The organism is Streptomyces sp. NPDC049915 (genome assembly GCF_040656475.1).
GTDB lineage: Bacteria > Actinomycetota > Actinomycetes > Streptomycetales > Streptomycetaceae > Streptomyces.
This window is the reverse complement of sequence record NZ_JBFAMH010000032.1, coordinates 23757-41037: the sequence shown is the minus strand read 5'-3', so window position 1 is coordinate 41037 and position 17281 is coordinate 23757. Positions and strand designations below refer to the sequence as shown.

At 69.5% G+C, this 17281-nt stretch carries 12 protein-coding genes and 3 pseudogenes; 10 read left to right on the top strand and 5 right to left on the bottom strand.

Annotation, left to right across the window (positions count from 1 at the left end; translation table 11 throughout):
• Positions 1-14: 14 nt before the first annotated feature.
• Genes AB0J12_RS34515 through AB0J12_RS34505 form a run of 3 tightly spaced genes read left to right on the top strand, consistent with a single transcriptional unit; the run spans position 15 to position 4433 of the window.
• Positions 15-1757 carry a DUF3556 domain-containing protein gene (locus AB0J12_RS34515; RefSeq protein WP_363268594.1) on the top strand — a complete coding sequence of 581 codons (1743 nt, stop codon included), beginning with the start codon at positions 15-17 and terminating at the stop codon, positions 1755-1757.
• Positions 1750-3165, top strand: a complete 1416-nt coding sequence (locus AB0J12_RS34510; RefSeq protein WP_363268592.1) for an NAD(P)/FAD-dependent oxidoreductase — start codon at positions 1750-1752, stop codon at positions 3163-3165. Before AB0J12_RS34515 ends, AB0J12_RS34510 begins: the two co-directional genes overlap by 8 nt.
• Positions 3162-4433 (top strand): helix-turn-helix domain-containing protein, encoded by a 1272-nt coding sequence (locus tag AB0J12_RS34505; RefSeq protein WP_363268591.1) that lies wholly within the window; start codon positions 3162-3164, stop codon positions 4431-4433. Before AB0J12_RS34510 ends, AB0J12_RS34505 begins: the two co-directional genes overlap by 4 nt.
• Positions 4434-4584: 151 nt before the next feature.
• Here AB0J12_RS34505 and AB0J12_RS34500 read toward each other — a convergent pair whose 3' ends face one another.
• A complete protein-coding gene (locus tag AB0J12_RS34500; RefSeq protein ID WP_363268590.1) occupies positions 4585-4731 on the bottom strand; it encodes a hypothetical protein in 147 nt (48 codons plus the stop codon).
• A 28-nt stretch (positions 4732-4759) separates the two neighbouring features.
• On the opposite strand from AB0J12_RS34500, the pseudogene AB0J12_RS34495 reads away from it, so the two are divergent.
• The 5 genes and pseudogenes from AB0J12_RS34495 to AB0J12_RS34475 form a co-directional block, all read left to right on the top strand.
• Positions 4760-5721 (top strand): annotated as a pseudogene (locus AB0J12_RS34495) (non-reducing end alpha-L-arabinofuranosidase family hydrolase); the annotation flags it as partial.
• 604 nt (positions 5722-6325) lie between these two features.
• Positions 6326-7519 (top strand): FAD-dependent oxidoreductase, encoded by a 1194-nt coding sequence (locus AB0J12_RS34490; protein WP_363268589.1) that lies wholly within the window; start codon positions 6326-6328, stop codon positions 7517-7519.
• Positions 7516-8433, top strand: coding sequence for an RNA polymerase sigma-70 factor (locus tag AB0J12_RS34485; RefSeq protein ID WP_363268588.1), 918 nt, complete (start codon positions 7516-7518; stop codon positions 8431-8433). Before AB0J12_RS34490 ends, AB0J12_RS34485 begins: the two co-directional genes overlap by 4 nt.
• 200 nt (positions 8434-8633) lie before the next feature.
• A pseudogene (locus AB0J12_RS34480) lies at positions 8634-8792 on the top strand (transposase); the annotation flags it as partial.
• Positions 8793-9089: 297 nt separating this feature from the next.
• Positions 9090-9641 (top strand): GNAT family protein, encoded by a 552-nt coding sequence (locus tag AB0J12_RS34475; RefSeq protein WP_363268587.1) that lies wholly within the window; start codon positions 9090-9092, stop codon positions 9639-9641.
• Positions 9642-9720: 79 nt separating this feature from the next.
• Here AB0J12_RS34475 and AB0J12_RS34470 read toward each other — a convergent pair whose 3' ends face one another.
• Positions 9721-10143: a MerR family transcriptional regulator gene (locus tag AB0J12_RS34470; RefSeq protein ID WP_363268586.1), complete on the bottom strand. Its 423-nt coding sequence runs from the start codon at positions 10141-10143 to the stop codon at positions 9721-9723.
• On the opposite strand from AB0J12_RS34470, the pseudogene AB0J12_RS34465 reads away from it, so the two are divergent.
• Positions 10111-10368, top strand: a pseudogene (locus AB0J12_RS34465) (ATP-binding protein); the annotation flags it as partial. The gene AB0J12_RS34470 and the pseudogene AB0J12_RS34465 sit on opposite strands and share 33 nt — an antisense overlap.
• 148 nt (positions 10369-10516) lie before the next feature.
• Here the strand turns inward: AB0J12_RS34465 and AB0J12_RS34460 are convergent.
• On the bottom strand, positions 10517-10978 hold the full coding sequence (locus AB0J12_RS34460; protein ID WP_363268585.1) for an IS5 family transposase: 462 nt from the start codon (positions 10976-10978) through the stop codon (positions 10517-10519).
• Between the two features lie 134 nt (positions 10979-11112).
• On the opposite strand from AB0J12_RS34460, the gene AB0J12_RS34455 reads away from it, so the two are divergent.
• The gene (locus tag AB0J12_RS34455) at positions 11113-13242 is read left to right on the top strand and encodes an acyltransferase family protein (protein ID WP_363268584.1); all 2130 of its coding nucleotides are present in this window, start codon (positions 11113-11115) and stop codon (positions 13240-13242) included.
• A gap of 276 nt (positions 13243-13518) precedes the next feature.
• Here AB0J12_RS34455 and AB0J12_RS34450 read toward each other — a convergent pair whose 3' ends face one another.
• Both AB0J12_RS34450 and AB0J12_RS34445 read right to left on the bottom strand, forming a co-directional pair.
• Positions 13519-16485 (bottom strand): RHS repeat-associated core domain-containing protein, encoded by a 2967-nt coding sequence (locus tag AB0J12_RS34450; RefSeq protein ID WP_363268635.1) that lies wholly within the window; start codon positions 16483-16485, stop codon positions 13519-13521.
• The gene (locus AB0J12_RS34445) at positions 16412-17281 is read right to left on the bottom strand and encodes a hypothetical protein (RefSeq protein ID WP_363268583.1); all 870 of its coding nucleotides are present in this window, start codon (positions 17279-17281) and stop codon (positions 16412-16414) included. Before AB0J12_RS34445 ends, AB0J12_RS34450 begins: the two co-directional genes overlap by 74 nt.

Here is a 17281-nt window from a genome sequence, read left to right as displayed (position 1 = left end):
ACGGAAGGGCAGTCATGGGATTCCTCGCACCGGACACGGCTGACGTCGACATACAGCAGTGGCGCAGCCGCCCCTACCAGCAGCGCATCAGGCCGTTGGCCGAGCACTGGGTCATGCACGGCTTCGGCACCCCCCGGATCGTGCACCTGCTGTACCTGGTGAAGATCACCGCGTACGCGCTCGGCGGCGTGGCGGTCGTCTCCGCGACTCCAGGCGTCGGCGGCATCACGCACGTCGGTTCCTGGTGGGCGGACCCGATCGTCTATCAGAAGCTCGTCGTGTGGACAGTGCTGTGGGAGGTGCTGGGCCTCGGTTGCGGCTCGGGCCCGCTCAGCTCACACTTCATGCCGCCGGTGGGCGCCTTCCTGCACTGGCTGCGCCCCGGCACCGTGCGGCTGCCCCCCTGGCCCGGCCGGATTCCGTTCACCGGGGGGACCCGGCGCACGGTGACCGACGTGGTCCTGTACGCCGCGGTACTGGGAGCGGCGGCGTGGCTGCTGTGCTCACCGGGCGACGGGGACACGGCCGGTGTGCTGGCTCCGTGGCGCGTCGCCGTGCTCGCGGTGCTGCTCGCGCTGCTCGGACTGCGCGACAAGACCGTCTTCCTTGCCGCCCGCGCGGAGCACTACGGACTGACGCTGCTGGTCTTCCTGTTCCCGGTGGGCGACATGACCGCCGCGCTGAAACTGGTCATGCTCGCCCTGTGGTGGGGCGCGGCGTCCTCCAAGCTCAACCGCCACTTCCCGTTCGTGGTGGCGGTGATGATCAGCAACAGCCCGCTGCGCCCGGCCTGGTTCAAGCGCCGACTGTACCGTCACTACCCCGACGATCTCAGGCCGTCCGCTCTCGCCGCCGCGGCCGCGCACGGTGGCACGGTCATCGAGTACGTGGTGCCGCTGGTCCTGGTGCTCTCCCACGGCGGAACCGTCACCACCATCGCCCTGGCCGTGATGGTCGTCTTCCATCTGCACATCATGTCGACCTTCCCGATGGGGGTGCCGCTGGAGTGGAACGTCTTCTTCATCTACTCGGCACTCGTCCTCTTCGGCCATGACGCGGCGGTCGGCGCCTTCGCCGTGCACTCCCCGCTGCTGGCCGTGGTGCTGGTGCTGAGCCTGGTGGTGGTGCCGGTGCTCGGGCATCTCCGCCCCGACCTGGTGTCGTTCCTCCCCTCGATGCGTTACTACGCCGGCAACTGGGCCACCAGCCTCTGGTGCTTCCGCAAGGGCACCGAGCACCGGCTCAACGAGCACATCGTCAAGGCCTCCGGGCTGCCGGTCGACCAGCTCACCCGCCTGTACGGCGCCGAGGCCGCCGAGCTGGTGCTGCACCAGGGACTGGCCTGGCGGGCGATGCACAGCCACGGCCGTGCGCTGGCCGGACTGCTGCCGCGGGCCGTGGACGACGTGGAGTCCTACGATGTGCGGGACGGTGAGACGGTGGCGGGAGCGGTCCTCGGCTGGAACTTCGGCGACGGCCATCTGCACGACGAGCAGCTGGTGGCCGCCGTACAGCAGCGGTGCGGCTTCGCGCCGGGCGATCTGCGCGTCGTCCTGCTCGAGTCGCAGCCGACGCACCGCCAGCGCCAGCACTACCGCATCGTGGACGCGGCGAGCGGCCTGATCGAGGAGGGCTATGTGAACGTACGGGAGATGGTGGTCCGGCAGCCCTGGCTCGACGACGAGACGCCCGCGATTCCCGTCGAGCCCCTCGCGCGTCCGCGACCGGCGACCGAGGTGGCGGCCGCGCATGAGTGACGCGATCGTGGTGGGGGCCGGCCCGAACGGGCTGGCCGCCGCCGTCGCCCTGGCCCAGCGGGGGGTGAAGGTGACCGTCCTGGAAGCCGCCGACGAGATCGGCGGCGGCACGAGGAGCAGCGAGCTGACCCTACCCGGGCTCCTGCACGACCACTGCTCCGCGGTACACCCGCTCGGAGTCGGCTCGCCGTTCCTGCGGACCCTGGGCCTGGAGCGGTACGGCGTCGAATGGGCCTGGCCAGAGGTCGACCTGGCCCACCCGCTGGACGGCGGGCGGGCCGGGGTGCTGGTCCGCTCCGTCGAGCGGACCGCGCGGGGGCTCGGCGCGGACGGCCCGGCCTGGGAGCGGCTGTTCGCGCCGCTGACCGACGACTTCGACGCCCTGCTCGAGGACGTCCTGCGGCCGGTGGTGCACCTGCCGGCGCATCCCGTCCGCCTCGGCCGGTTCGGGATGCGGGCGCTGCAGCCGGCCACGGTAGTGGCTCGGCGCTGGCGCGGTGAGGAGGCCCGGGCGCTGTTCGCGGGGGCGGCGGCGCACGCCTTCCATCCGCTGACGCGCCCACTGACCGCGTCGCTCGGACTGATGTTCATCGCCGCCGGGCACCGTTACGGCTGGCCCGTCGCCCGCGGCGGCTCCCGGGTGATCGCCGACGCGCTCGCCGCGCTGCTGCGGGAGCTCGGCGGCACCATCGAGACCGGCGTGCACGTGCGCTCGCTGGCCGAACTCCCGCCTGCCCGAACCGTGATGCTCGACGTCGCCCCGCGCGCTGCCGTCGGCATCTGCGGTCCGGCACTGCCGGCGCGCGTCCGGCGCGCCTATCTGCGCTGGCGCCATGGGCCGGCGGCGTTCAAGGTGGACCTGGCCGTGGCCGGCGGGGTGCCGTGGACCAACGAGTCCTGCCGCCAGGCCGGCACCGTGCACCTCGGCGGCACTCTGGCAGAGGTCGTCCGCACCGAGCAGCAGACCAGCCGGGGTGACATGCCCGAGCGACCGTTCGTCCTGCTCTCCCAGCAGTACCTCGCCGACCCGGGCCGCTCGGCAGGGGACGTCCACCCGGTCTATGCCTACGCGCACGTACCGCATGGCTACACGGGGGATGCCACCGAGGCCGTGCTCGGCCAGATCGAGCGGTTCGCCCCCGGTTTCCGGGAGCGCATCGTGGGCATCGCCGTCCGCTCGGCCGTGGAGATGTCCCGGTACAACCCCAACTACGTGGGGGGCGACATCATCGGCGGGGCCAACACCGAGACGCAGCTCGCGCTGCGCCCCCGGGTGGCCCTCGACCCCTACAGCACCGGCATCCCCGGCGTGTACCTGTGCTCGGCGGCCACCCCGCCCGGCGCCGGGACGCACGGCATGTGCGGTGCGAACGCCGCCCGCTCGGCGCTGCGGTACCTGGCCCGGTGAACGGCCCCGTGGAACGGCCGGCGGACGGGGCACCGGACCCGGTCGTCCTCGCGGCACAGGTGATACAGGAGCGCCGGGACGAGCTCATCGCCAAGCTGGTCGCCAGCACCACTGCGGAGATCGCCGAACTGGAGCACGACGAACCACTGCGCGGTCTGCTGGAAGCCAGCATCACCGAGAACATCGTCACCGCCGTGCACATGATCAGCAACCGCATCGACCCGCAGACCGTCGACGCGCCCGCTTCGGCCGTCTCCTACGCGCGCCGGCTCGCGCAGCGCGACGTTCCGCTCTCGGCCCTGCTGCGGGCCTACCGGCTCGGCCATGCGCAGAGCCTTGACCTGGTCCTCGGCGAGGCGGTCCGGCTGGGGCTGCCGGACCCGGCCGCCACTGTCATCACCCTCGTCAGCCTCACCTCGGCCTATCTGGACCGCGTCTGCGACCAGATCGGCCGGGTGTACGAGGAGGAGCGCGAACGCTGGGTGAGCAGCCGCGGCATGCTGCGCCAGTACTGGGTCAGCCAGCTCCTCGACAATCCCCGGGTCGACCTGCGGCAGGCAGAGGCCGCCCTCGACCACCGACTGTCCGGCAGCCATGTGGCCGTCGAGGGCTGGCTCTACGGCACCACCGCGGCCACCGACCCCACCGCCGTCTTCGACCGGCTGGCCTCGCTGCTGTCCACCGTGCTGCACGCCCAAGGTCGCCCTCTGCTGGTCCACACGGACGAGGCCGACGCCCGGATCTGGCTTGCCGTCAGGCCCGACTGCCCTCTTGACCCCGACAGGGTCGCCGCCGAACTGTCCGACGCCGCGCTGCCGGTGCGGGTCGCCCTCGGCACCGTCCGCCCAGGGCTCGACGGCTTCCGCCGCAGCACCCGCGCCGCCGCCCGCGCCAAGGCACTCGCCCTCTCCGCGGGGACCAGCGGCCCCCGCGTGGTGGCGTTCGCCCGTGTGGCCCCCGTCGCCCTCCTGGTCGACGAGCCCCGCGAACTGGCCGACTTCGTCTCCGACACCCTCGGTGACCTCGCCGTCGACGACCCCCGCCGCGAAGTCCTCCGCGAGACGCTGCGCGTCTTCCTCGCCACCAACCGCAGCTACGCCGCCACCGCGGACGAGTTGACGGTCCACCGCAACACCGTGCACTACCGGGTCCAGCGGGCCGTCGACCACTACCAGCTCGACCTCGACGCCAACGCCTTCGACCTCCACTTCGCGCTCAACGTCTGCCGCTGGCACGGGGCGAGGGTTCTGCGGCGCAAGCGCAGATGACGGAACGTGGACCACAACGACGGCGATCCGCGCCGAAGAGCGTCACGTGCTCGACCTGACGATCGACGAAGGGAGAGCCGGACCGGAGTTGGCGAGCTGGTCGAACGGGATCAGGGCGGGCGGCCGAGCCGACCGGGTGCCCGCGCCCCACTCATCCGAGCGCGTCCTGGAGCCCGCTGTTCCGGGGCAGCTGGGCGAGCCCGCCGCTGCCGAGCCGGATCCGGTCCTCGCTGATCATGACCCGGGCGGACAGCACGTCGCGTATCTGGCGGCTCAGGCTCCACTTGCCACTTGCCACTTGCCACTTGCCACTTGCCACTTGCCACTGCACCGGCGCCGGCAACCAGAAGTGGACCGGCCTGTCCGGCGGGGGCGGCACGTGTGCCCTTCCGTCGACGTACCGGTGGAGCTCGACCGGCCCGCTGGCGCAGCCGGCAAACGGGTGGGCCTCGCTGAAGGACTTCACCACCGTCACGTACAACGGCAAGCACCTCGTCTACGCGACCTACTCCGACGGCAACTGGCACTCGATGGCTTCAGCCCCTTCACGAACTGGTCGGACATGGGCTCGGCCGGCCAGACCGCGATGAGCCAGTCGGCGGTGGCGCCCAAGCTGTTCTACTTCGCGCCCAAGAACATCTGGGTGCTCGCCTCCAACGGGTGGGGCACCCAGTGGCCCCTCGTCTACCGCACGTCGAGCGACCCCACCAACCCCAACGGCTGGTCCGCTCCGCAGCCGCTGTTCACCGGCAGCCTCCCCGTGGGCGGCCCGATCGACCCCACCCTGATCGCCGACGGCCAGAACATGTACCTGTTCTTAGCCAATGACAAGGGCGGCATCTTCAGGTCGACCATGCCGATCGGGGACTTCCCCGCCAGCTTCGGCTCGTCGTACACGACGGTCATGACCGACACAGAGAAGAACCTGTTCGAGGCGCCGGAGGTCTACAAGGTCCAGGGCCAGAACCCATACCTCATGATCGTCGAGGCTCGCGGTGTGAACGAGGACCGCTTCTTCCGCTCGTTCACGGCCACCAGCCTGAACGGCTCGTGGACCCCGCAGGCCGCCACCGAGTCCAACCCCTTCGCGGGCAAGGCCAACAGCGGCGCCACCTGGACCAACAGCATCAGCCACGGTGACCTGGTCCGTAACAACCCCGACCAGACCATGACCGTCGACCCCTGCAACCTGCAGTTCCTCTACCAGGGCCTGTCCCCGAACGTCGCGCCCGGCACCGACTACGTCAAGCTGCCGTACCGGCCGGGCCTGCTCACCCTGCAGCGCTGACCGACACGCATCGCATCGCATCGAGGAACCCCGGCCGCACGTCGGCCGGGGTTTCTGTCTTTCTGAAAAAAGTTTCCGGCTCTCGGCAACCCTGTACGGGGCCTGCGACCACAAGGAGTTGAAGATCCAGCCGTTCCGGACCCGGCCCTCGTCCTGACGGCCGCTTCGAGCCGGGGCGAACTCCCGCACGGCCCAGGGCCCATCAGGACGATCCGCGCGCGAGAAGCCACCGCGCCAGTTACACCAGCCCTTCGACCTGCGGTTTCAAGTTGCGGAGGCTCAGTGCACGAGGCCAGGACGAGCCCGCGGTGCAGGCCCGGGTGCCGCAGCGCCAGTGACAGCCGCGGTGGCAAAAACGGCTCGCTCCCTTGCCGCGCTGCGAGCCGAGATGCAGGACGAACGGCCCCGCCAGGGCAGCCCGCGCTGATCACGACTCCGTCCGTGCTGCGTCGCGACGCTCGGGGGCTGCCCCCGCCCGCGTCCACATCTCTCCTCGCGAGGTGACGCGGATCACATCGGCCCCATGTCACGAACGGAAGGGCAACTTGCGTCTGGTGGTCGTCCGCAAGGCGGGAACGGTCGACACGAAAGAGGCAGCAGAGCGATGAACGCGACTACTCAGCAGCAGCACGAAGTCCTGGTCCTGGGCGCCGGCTACGCCGGGCTCTCCGCTGCGATCCAGCTGGCGGCCCGCACCAGGAAGCGCGGGAACCTGCGGGTGACACTGGTCAACCCCTACGACACCTTCACCGAGCGGCTCCGACTGCACATGACCGCCACTGGCCAGGAGACGGCCGAGATGAACATCCCGGAACTGTTGGACGGCACCGGGGCCGGCTTCGTCCGGGGCTGGGTCACCGCCGTGGACGCCGGGGCGAAGACCGTCCGGATCGATGACGACCGCATCCTGCGCTACGACACCCTGGTCTACGGCCTGGGCAGCATCGCGGACAGCGCCGCCGTCCCCGGCGTGGACGACCACGCCTACACCCTCAACAGCCCGCAGGACGCCGCCCTTCTCGCCGACCGGCTGGCCGGGCTCGACGGCGGCACCATCGTGGTCGGCGGCAGCGGTCTCACCGGCATCGAGGCCGCAGCGGAGATCGCCGAGCGGCACCCGCAGCTGAAGGTGGTACTGCTGGGCCGGCAGGAACCGGGCGCGAGCATGCACCCGAAGGCCAAGGCCTACCTCGACGCGGCGCTCGCCCGGCTCGGCGTGCGGGTGCGCAGCGGCGTCGAGGTGGTCAAGGTGCTGCCGGACAGCGTCGAGCTCGCGGACGGCTCCACCATCCCGGCGGCCGCGGTGCTGTGGACCAGCGGCACCCGCGTCTCCCCGCTGGCCGTGGCCGCGGGCCTGGCCGTCGACGAGCGGGGCCGTGTGGTCACCGACAGCGCGCTGCGCTCGGTCTCCCACCCGGACGTCTACGCCGTGGGCGACGCGGCGGCGATCCGTCAGGGCTACGGCGTGATGCACGGGACCTGCCAGGGCGGCATGCCCACCGGCGTGCACGCGGCCCTGTCGATCCTGCGGGTGCTGGCCGGCAAGGAGCCCAAGCCCTTCCGCTTCGGTTACTACCACATCCCCGTCAGCCTCGGCCGCAACGACGCCGTCGTGCAGTTCACCCACCCCGACGACAGCCCGCGCCGGATCGTGCTGACCGGCAAGCGGGCCGTCAAGTACAAGGAGACAGTCAGCGCAGCGCCGTTGCCGACTTTCGCCCGAATGAAGAAGATGCCCGCCTCGGGCGCCTTCTGGCCGCACGGCGGCCGCTACACCCGGATCAGGAGCGCCAAGTGACCCAGCCCCAGCAGACCGACGCCGACCAGCTCGCCTTCCAGCAGTACCGTACCCTGCTCTTCTCCGTCGCCTACCGCATCCTCGGCACCGCCGCCGACGCCGAGGACGTGGTCCAGGACGCGTGGTTCAAGTGGTCTGCGGCCGACCGGTCCCAGGTCGCCGACCCCAAGTCTTACCTGACCCGGATCGTCTCCAACCTGTCGATGGAGCGGCTCCGTTCGATACGCCACCAGCGCGAGACCTACGTGGGGCCCTGGCTGCCCGAGCCGATCCTCACCGGCCCGGACACCGCCGACGGCGTCGCCGCGGCGGACTCGGTCTCGATGGCTCTGCTGGTCGTGCTGGAGACGCTGAGCCCCCTGGAGCGGGCGGTCTTCGTACTGAAGGAGGTCTTCGCCTTCAGCTACGCGGAGATCGCGGAGGCGGTGGAGCGATCGGAGGCGGCGGTGCGGCAGGCCGCGCACCGCGCCCGCGAGCACGTGCAGGCCCGGCGGCCACGCTTCACCGCGGACCGCGCCCGCCAACATGACGTCACCGAGCGGTTCTTCGCCGCGGCGACGGGTGGCGACATCAACACCCTCATGGAGCTGCTCTCCCCTGACGTGACGCTGTGGACGGACGGCGGCGGCAAAGTCCGCCAGGCCCTCAAGCCGGTCGTCGGCCTAGACACCGTGGCCCGTTGGTTCTCCGCGCTCGGCACTGCGACCTACCAGGGCATCGAGCCCGGACAGATGCGGGCCGAGCTCACCTCGATCAACGGCGGCCCGGGCGTGGTCTTCTACGGCCCCGACCGGGTGATCGCCACGATGACCTTCGACTTCGATTCCGAGGGCCGCATTACGACCATCCACAACGTCGCCAACCCGGACAAGCTCCACGCCGTCGCCAACGGCACTCGCCACCAAGTCTCCTGAGCCGCCCCATCGACATCCACGCACACCGCAAATCCACGAACAAGGACGGGGCATCGGTGCCTCCTGATGTGGTGAACGTCTGCTGTCCGTTCTCATGGACAGAGCCACACAGCCGACGCCTCACCACTTGGGCCGAAATGCGGCCTCACCACTCTCCCGCGGCGCGCCGCAAGGACGCGGGTCCCGGGGGATCGACCATGACAGCGGAGTCCTGGGCCGGCCTGCTCCGGGACTGCCAGCGGCACGGCATGCGCGCTCCGGTCCTCGCCGTCGGAGACGGTGCCCTCGGCTTCTGGAACGCGATCAACGGGGTCTTTTTCGAAACCCGCCGCCAAAGGTGCTGGGTTCACAAGACGGCCACGACTACGACCACCTGCGCAGATGGCTACGAGGCCGAGAGAGCGCACCAAGGATCGCCCGCCGAGGCAGAGCCGTTCCAACGTCTGGGTCGACACCTGCTGGGTCGGGTGGGTGCGAGAAGGGGATCTCCATACTGCTGCGCTGCCAAGTGCGGGAAGAAGGCCAGCGGATCAGAGAACCCGTCCCGCGAGGTCATCGACGTCCGGTCGGTGGGCGGCCGCCGGGGGGCTGAAGGCCACCGACCGGACGGGCGTGCGAGGATCTAACGATCGGATAAGCGCACTCGAAGGATGGCTATGTTCGCGATTTCCCTGGGGGACGGGGCCGAGCTGCGGCCTTTGGAGCCGTGGCGGGCCGAGGAGTTCCTCGCGCACATGGATCGGGGCCGTGACTTCATCGGTGCGCACATGGAACTGCCCGACCTCGCCGCAGACTTGGACTCCGCCCGCAGCTATCTCCAGCTTTACGCCGACAAGGCAGCCTCCGACACCGGCCGACTGTATGGAATCTGGCTCGACGGCACCCTCGTGGGTGGCGTCTCCTTCCCCAAATTCGACGCCGCCGCCGGCATCTGCGAGGCAGGCTGCTGGCTGGAGCCTGCCGCCACAGGCCGGGGCCTGGTCGGACGTGCAGCACGGCTGATCATCGACTGGGCGATCAACGAACGTGGCATCCACCGCGTGCAGTGGTTTGTGTCGCCGAAAAACACGCCCAGCATCAATGTGGCCAAGCGACTCGGCATGACCTGTGAGGGCGTCCTGCGCGAGACCTACCTCTACCGCGGCGTCCGCCACGACGCCGAGGTCTGGTCGGTGCTGGCACCGGAGTGGCAAGCCTTGGGCAGCTGAGCGGTCCTTTGGTTTGCCGTTTCTCCACGTTCACAGCTGTCGATAATTCGGCACTTGAGCTTCCCGGCGGTTGGGCGGCTCAGGCTTCACGGACGAAAGTCGCGCAGTCCGGACAGTCGTCGAGGTAGCGATGCCGGCAATCAACGGTGTGCTGCAGGAAGGCAATTGCCTGCTGTCTCTGGACGACTTCGCCTTCGAGTTCAGCGATCTTCGCCCTCACGACTGCCTGCGCCGCTGATTTCTTCGGCGCCATGGCGGCGGTGACCTCGGGCAAGGAGAGACCGACGCGCCGCAGTTTCAGTACTGTGCGAGCCCGTTCCACTGCGCTGTCGTGGTAGATGCGGTAGCCGTTGCTATCGCGACGCACGGTGAATGCCCCGACGTCTTCCCAGTGCCGCAGCACGTGGGCTTGGATTCCAAGCCCGGCGGCTACTTCCCCGATGGTCTTCACGATATGTGCCTTGCCTTGTACGCCCTTGGCCCGGTGCTGCTGGATCTGCACATCCTGGGCGACCTGGTCGAGGTCGTGGTGTGGGACTCCGACCCGGTCCTCCCCGTCGCCCGGACCGGGGACGCGGGCCGGGTCGGCCAGCACGGACTGGAGATTGTGATGGACGTCGCCCACGGCTTCGAATTCCAGCGCGAGCCGGTCGGCACACGCATCACCGCCCACCTCGCCCTCGCCGACGACCCCGGCGGCGCCATCTCCGGCCACCCGCCCCTGTAGCCGACCACCTCACGCCGCCCGAGAGACGTCAGGACGAGAGGCTGACCCTCACAACGCCCCGCACTGCACCATCGATGCGGGGCGTCGTCATATGCGCGCGTGCGGTGCGGGCAGGTCTGCGGGACCTGCCCGCTGCCGGTGAGCCGGGTCATTTCAGGGTCCGGAGGATGGCGATGGCGGCGTTTCGAGCTGAGGCGTCAGCGTGCTGGTGGGCACGGACCACAGTGGAGTCGATCGACACGAGCCAGTCGATGTCGCCGGTCGCGTCCGCCCTCGCCTGGGCGGCCTGGAGCATCCGCTCGAATGTGCCGTCCAGAGCCCACCGGCGAAACCGGGTGTGCAGTGTGGCCCACGGACCGTACCGCTCGGGCACGTCCCGCCATGCCGTACCGGTACGGAACTTCCACACGATCCCGTTGAGCACGGTGCGGTCGTCCAACCGCTTCCTGCCCCGCAACGACTCGGGCAGCAGCGGCCGGACGAACTCCCACTCGGCATCCGACAGTTCATGACGACGTATCACCCCGCCGTGATCCATCACTCCACCCCCGTCCCTGATTCGCTGGACGACGGCGTGGGCCGCCGTCGCACGCCGCGGTGGTTTGGCCATGTGTTCATTCCGTGGCCGTATTCGGTTGCGCCGCCTGTCGGGGTGGTGACTTCAGGTAGTCGAAAGTCGTGAGCGGCGGTCGGTCTGTGCCTGCGGCGCCGATCACATCGTCGACACGAGGAAATCAAGTGAACATGCTTGCTCGTGAGGGGGGTTCCGTCCTGTCCTCGCGTAAGCCGGCGTCGGCCATGCCCTCGCAAAGAGCCCGTGCCGAGCGGGCGAGGCACGAGACGCGCGCAGACATCCAGGGCCTGCGTGCTCTGGCGGTGTCACTCGTCGTTCTCTCCCACGCAGGGGTGGGTGCCGTCACCGGTGGCTACGTCGGTGTGGACGTCTTTTTCGTCATCTCCGGATTTCTCATAACCTCACTGCTTCTGCGTGAATTGTCCACGACGGGACGGATAACGCTACGGAATTTCTACGCCCGCCGGGCCTTGCGCCTTCTTCCGGCGGCGACCCTCGTCGGCGTCACCATCCTGGTGGGCTCCTGGCTGTTCCTGTCCAGAATCCGCTTCCAGGAATACGTGGTCGACGCGCTGACCAGCGCCTTCTACACCGTGAACTTCCGGCTGGCCGTCAATGGCACGGACTACCTCTCCGAGGGAAGCCCTCCTTCGCCGTTCCAGCATTTCTGGTCACTGGCCGTCGAGGAGCAGTTCTACCTGCTCTGGCCGCTGCTGCTCCTGTTCGCCTGGAAGCGGACGCGTCAGCGCGGCATGACGGCGGTTCCGCTCGCCGTGCTCTGCGTGATCTCGCTCGGGCTGAGCGTCGCGGCCATGAACGGTCCGGCTTCCTGGGCGTACTTCGGCTCGCACACCCGGTTCTGGGAACTCGGGACCGGCGCGCTGCTCGCCCTCGCCACGATGCGGCTCGAGCGGTTGCCCATGTATCTTGCCGCGCCGATGACGTGGGCGGGCGTGGCCTGCATCATGCTGTCGGCCGTCCGGTACGACCACAACACACCGTTCCCCGGGTACTACGCCGTCCTGCCCGTGCTCGGGACGGCACTGACGCTGGCCGGCGGCTGCTCGCCCTCCCGGTACGACGCACGGTGGCTCATCGGCAGACGGCCGGTGGTCTGGCTCGGCGGGGTGTCGTACGGCTGGTATCTCTGGCACTGGCCGCTGCTGATCATCGGGCCCGTGGCGCTGGGCAGGCCCGGCGGCGTCCGGCTGGCGCTGGTGCTCTGCGCGCTTGCCCTGCTGCCTGCCTGGGCGACCCTGCACCTGGTGGAGAACCCCGTGCGCTTCCACACCGCGTTCCGCGGCCGGCCGGGGCGCGCGCTGGCACTGGGGGCCGGTCTGTCGGCGGCCGCGGCGGCGACGGCCCTGACGGCCTCCCTGTTCCCGCCGTCCCTCAGCTCCGGCACCGCGGCACCCGATCTGCGCGGGGAGCTCGCGACCGCGCCGGATCCGTCGCTGCGCCTGCGGCAGCTGCTGGAGAGCTCCGGCGGCAGCCTGCCCGGCAATCTCACGCCGGCCCTGACCGACGTCAAGGACTCGGAGGCGGAGGTCTACCGGAACGGCTGTCACGCGGGGTACGACGGCACGCGGATACCGCCCTGCGTCTACGGCGACCCCTCCTCGCACCAGGTCGTGGTGCTCTTCGGCGATTCCCATGCGGCCCAGTGGTTTCCGGCGCTCGACCGGCTCGCGCGGAGCCGTCACTGGAAGCTGGTGTCGCTGACCAAGTCGTCGTGCAAGACGGCCGCGGTGACCATCGTCCACGGCGGCAGGCCCTACTCTTCCTGTGACACATGGCGCGACAAGGCGATCGCGAGGATCAACGCGCTTCACCCCGCGCTGGTGATCGCCTCGTCCTCGGAGGCGGGCGATCCGGTGCACCCCGCGGTCGACCCCGTCCGGCAGTGGACCGAAGGGTTCCGCAAGACGTTCGACGGGCTCGGGGCCTCGGGGGCGCGAGTCGCCGTGCTGCTCGACACCCCCTGGCCGCGGATGGACGCGGTGGACTGCGCGGCCTACCACCCCACGCGCTTGGAGCGTTGTGCGACCCGGCTGCCCGCGGCGATACACGACCCCGTGCGCAGGAGAGCGGTCAGGGACGCGGCGAGACTCTCTGCCGCCTCACTGATCGATCCCGAGCCGTGGCTCTGTACTCCCACCGGCAACTGCCCCGTGCTCGTAGGGGACACGCTGGTCTACCGCGACGACAGCCACATGTCCGAGGCATACTCCGAGGCCCTCGCTCCGGTTCTGGGCGAATGGCTGACAAAGGGTGCCCTCGCTCGTCACGCGGTGCAGTAGGGGGCTGCCACGGTCTCCGTGGCAGCCCCCCCGGTTGTGCAGTAAGAGCTTGAGTCAGCGGTCGCGCCGGCTCATCGGATTCTCCTGGACCCTCGTCCTTGCGACCTGCGCCAGAGATCCCACGCGAAGGTCAGACTCCCCAAGCCGAAGAGCCAGGCTATGCGGTCTCCGTCAACCGCTGACCACACGCAGAATCCCGCGAGAGCCACACATGCGGCTGCCTCTGCGATGCCCATCAGGAGATCAGTGTTCGGTTTCATAGCTCGGCTTCGGTGATCAGCATCGGCTTCTCCAGACCATGGGGGCGAGATACCAGCCGTACCAGCTGTAGCTGGGCTTGACGTAACCGCCGCGAAGCTTCGCGCAGTCATGGGTGTGGTAGTAGATCCAGCCGGCCGAGACGGCTATGTACCAGGCGTAGAAGCGCAGGCCGTTGAACACATGCTTCCAGTATCCCGGCACGTAGTCCTTCACAATGCCGAGCAGCCCGCCGGCGGCCCCCGCACCCCATGTCAGAGTACGCGTCTCTCCGCGGGTGAACTTGACGCTCAGCCAGAAATACTGGATGGGTGACCACCAAGGGCTCTTCCAGTAGTGGTAGCGGAAAGTTCCGTGGAGGTCGTAGCAGTTGACGGGGTCTCCCACGCAGTATTCGTACGCGTTGGCGTTGCCTCCGTAGACGGGGTCGGTCGACAGGAAGCGTCCCGTTGCGGGGTTGTAGAGTCGGGCACCCATGAGGCTGAGGCCGGTGACCGTCTCCGTGGAACGCTGCTTAGCGCCGGGCCAGTTGTAGCGGGTGGCGGACTGGCCGGTCCTGGGGTTGCCGTACTCGTCGTTGTCCAGGGCCGTCGGGGCCTGGGATGTGTCGAGCGGAAGCTGGAGGGCGACATCGCCGTGGATGTTGTTGAGCTGTAGCACCGTGTCGCCGGTTTTGCTGGTGACGGCACCGAGGTCGCCGGAGAGGGATTCGACGTTCCGGGTGATCTCTCCCGTGGCCGTGTTCTCGACGATCCAGTGGGGCCCGTCGTCGTCGCCGCCGTAGTGGTTCACCTTGGTTCCGGTCTCGGTCCAGGTGCTGCCGCTCCCCGTTTCCGTCTTCCACGGGCGCAGACGCAGCTCGGGGTCCAGTTCCCACGTCTGACGCCGGCCGTCGGCGATCTGCTGGTACACGAGGTCGTTCGTGTAGTAGCCGATGGTGCCGTTGCCGGGCAGGGCTGTGGTGCGGCCGAAGGCGTCGTAGGTGTAGCCGGTGTCGACGATACGGTCGCCGCTGTCGTAGGTGCTGGACACGGTCGTGCCGCCTGTGGTGGGGCAGGCCGCGCCCGGATCGCCGGTGGCCGGGGTCAGCGACTTCCGGTTCGCACGGGCGTCGAACGTGTACGTCCTGCGGGTGCAGACATTCGCCGACGTGTCCTCGACCTCCGTCAGGTGTCCGACCGCGTCGTAACGGTAGGTCTGGTCGGACCATCCGGCATGCGTGGTGGCCTGGCCGTGAATGGAGGAGGTGACGTTGTCGGAGTACACCACGGTGCTGTCGCTGTCGCTGTCGCGTGTGTAGGTGCGTCCGGTGGTTTCGCCTGCGGGATTCTTGTCCACGGTCAGGCTGTAGCCACCGGGCAGCTTCTCGGTGCTCGGGGTGCCGTCGGCGTCATACGTGGCCTGGAAGACGCCCGCGACCGAGTCGGTGGCCTTGATCGCCAGGCCACGCGGCTCGACGGCCGTGTCGTACGTGTACGTGACGGTCGACGGGGAATTGTTCGTGATCTTGACCGGACGGTCGAGGACGTCGTACTCGGCAGTCGTGGTTCCGCTGTCGGCGTCCGTGTAGGAGACCTGGCGGCCCAGCATGTCGTACGCCTTGGTGACGGTGCCGACCGTGGACGAACTCGTCGTGGCCTGGAGGCCCGTGGCACTGTCGTAACCGGTGGTGACGGTGGGTACGGCCTGCCCCGTTCCGCCGGTCACCGAGGTGGTGGCCGCGCGGCCGGCGCCGTCGTATGTCGTGGTGGTGGTGCGAGTGACACCGTTGGCGGTCGCGATCACCGCCGTGATGTTGCCCAGAGCGCCGTACTCGTACGTAGTGGTGGGCAGCTGTGTCGGATTGCTGCCGCCGCCGGTGATGTCCCCGGCCGGGCCGGTGGAGCAGACCAGGTCGGCCCACTCCGGGCGGCCGGTGCAGGTGCCGCTGCCCGCGGCGGACCAGTACGTGGTCACCTGGGTCGCGGCATCGGTGCCGCTCGCGCCGGGGAGCTGCTCCTTGGTGATCCGCCCCTGGGCGTCGTACGACGTGCTCTTGACGAGGTTCAGACCGCCCGGATCGTCCGTGGTGGACGTCGGAAAGCCCTTGGCCCAGTCGTACGCCGTCCTGGTCGTGCGGGTGTCGCCGTCGGACGGGTAACCGTCCACGTCCGCGCCGACGGTGACCGTGGTCGGCAGGTCGGTCACCTTGGCCGTGCCGTCGGTCGGCCGGCCTTCGTCGTAAGCGGTGACGGTGTGGCGGCGGGCCGCCACCTCGGTGCCGGCGGGCAGGTCGGTACCGCCCGTGCCGGCGCGCAGCACTCCGGTCAGGGTGGTCATGTGCAGCGGGCCGAAGGTCTCTAGCTCCCGCTGACCGTCCGCGAAGTTGACATGCGTGGTGGACAAGCGCTGCTCCCGGTCCGCCGTGGACATGCCGTTGATCCCGAGCAGGGTCAGCTCAGTCAGTCCCGGACCGCTCGTGGAGAGAGCCAACTCCTGGTTCCCCGCGCTGAGTTCGCGGACGGTGTTGCCCAGGCGGTCGTACTCGGTCACGCTAAGGTGACCACCCGGCTTGAGCGTGTCGACCTCGCGGCCCGACGCGTCGGCGTAGGAGACCGAGGCGCGGGCGTAGCTCGCCGCGGTCAGCGCCGAGCCGGTGTGCGAGGCGGGCACGGAGTCCGGCGGGAAGACGGCGGTGGCGTCGGTGGGCACGTTCGCCTGGCCCCAGGCCGCGACATCGTTGGTCCCCACCTGATAGGGGGCATTGCTGCCGGTCAGCGGTACGTCGTAGACGACGCTGGTCGTGGCCGTGCCGCCGTCGGTCTGCGTCTTCGAGCCGGCCACCAGGGTGGGACGGGAGGCGGAGAGCAGCATGCCGGGTCCCGCGGTGGCCGCGTTGCCGGCCGTGCCGTAGGCGAAGGTCCACGGCAGTTCACCGGGCGGCGTCAGGGTGACGACCCGGCCCGCGCTGTCGTAGGTGTAGGCGGTCTTCAGCGCCGGCGAGATCCGTGGGTCCCAGCTCTCCCGCAGCCGGCCGGAGTCGTCGTACGCGTACTGGGCCATTACGGTACGGTGGCGGAGCGCTGCCCGGGCCGGTGGCCCACAGCTTGATCTGCTTGACCTGGCCGTTGTAGTCGCCGAACGCCGAAGAAGTGGCGGTCGTGGAGATCGCGTACACGTACTCCATGACTCGGCAGCCCTTGGTGGACGGCGTCGCCGCACAGGTGGACGATGTCACCGCCGAGGTCGGCGCGATCACGTACCTCGGGCGGCCCAGCGTCAGCGATCCGCTCACGACCTTCTCCGAGACCACCGTGGTGGTGGAGTTGTCGGTCGGCAGGTAGGTGGTGGACACCTGCCAGGTGGTGGCGGCGGGGTCGACCTTCGCGAACGTGGTCGTCGTGCCGCTGGTGTCCTTTAGGGTGAACGAACCGGTCAGCGACCCGGTCAGGGTCAGTTCCTCCGAGCCGGGCTCGCTCTTCCAGCCACCGCCGGAGGTCGCGGTGAACCCGGTTTCCTTGCCTTCCGCGTCCACGACCGCCACCGAGGTGGAAGAGGTCTGGCGGAGGTAGGCGTAGTCGGAGAGGTCCGCCGTCGTGCCGGCCGTCCACTGGGGGCCGAAGATGGCCACCTGGCCCTCGGCGTCCCCGCCTGCGGTCGGCTGCCGAGAAGAAACCGACCGCAACACACTCAGTCCGAACGCGGACGCGTCCGAGGCCGAGAGGGAGTAGTCGCCCGTCAACTTGTTGACCGAACCCGGACCGACCTCGTCCGACGGCGCGGTACCCGCGTTACGGTCCAC

Coding starts and splice junctions, on each gene's coding strand:
- AB0J12_RS34510 (WP_363268592.1), top strand. CDS start 1,750: ATGAGTGACGCGATCGTGGTGGGGGCCGGCCCGAACGGGCTGGCCGCC.
- AB0J12_RS34455 (WP_363268584.1), top strand. CDS start 11,113: ATGCTTGCTCGTGAGGGGGGTTCCGTCCTGTCCTCGCGTAAGCCGGCG.
- AB0J12_RS34490 (WP_363268589.1), top strand. CDS start 6,326: ATGAACGCGACTACTCAGCAGCAGCACGAAGTCCTGGTCCTGGGCGCC.
- AB0J12_RS34475 (WP_363268587.1), top strand. CDS start 9,090: ATGTTCGCGATTTCCCTGGGGGACGGGGCCGAGCTGCGGCCTTTGGAG.
- AB0J12_RS34515 (WP_363268594.1), top strand. CDS start 15: ATGGGATTCCTCGCACCGGACACGGCTGACGTCGACATACAGCAGTGG.
- AB0J12_RS34460 (WP_363268585.1), bottom strand. CDS start 10,978: ATGGCCAAACCACCGCGGCGTGCGACGGCGGCCCACGCCGTCGTCCAG.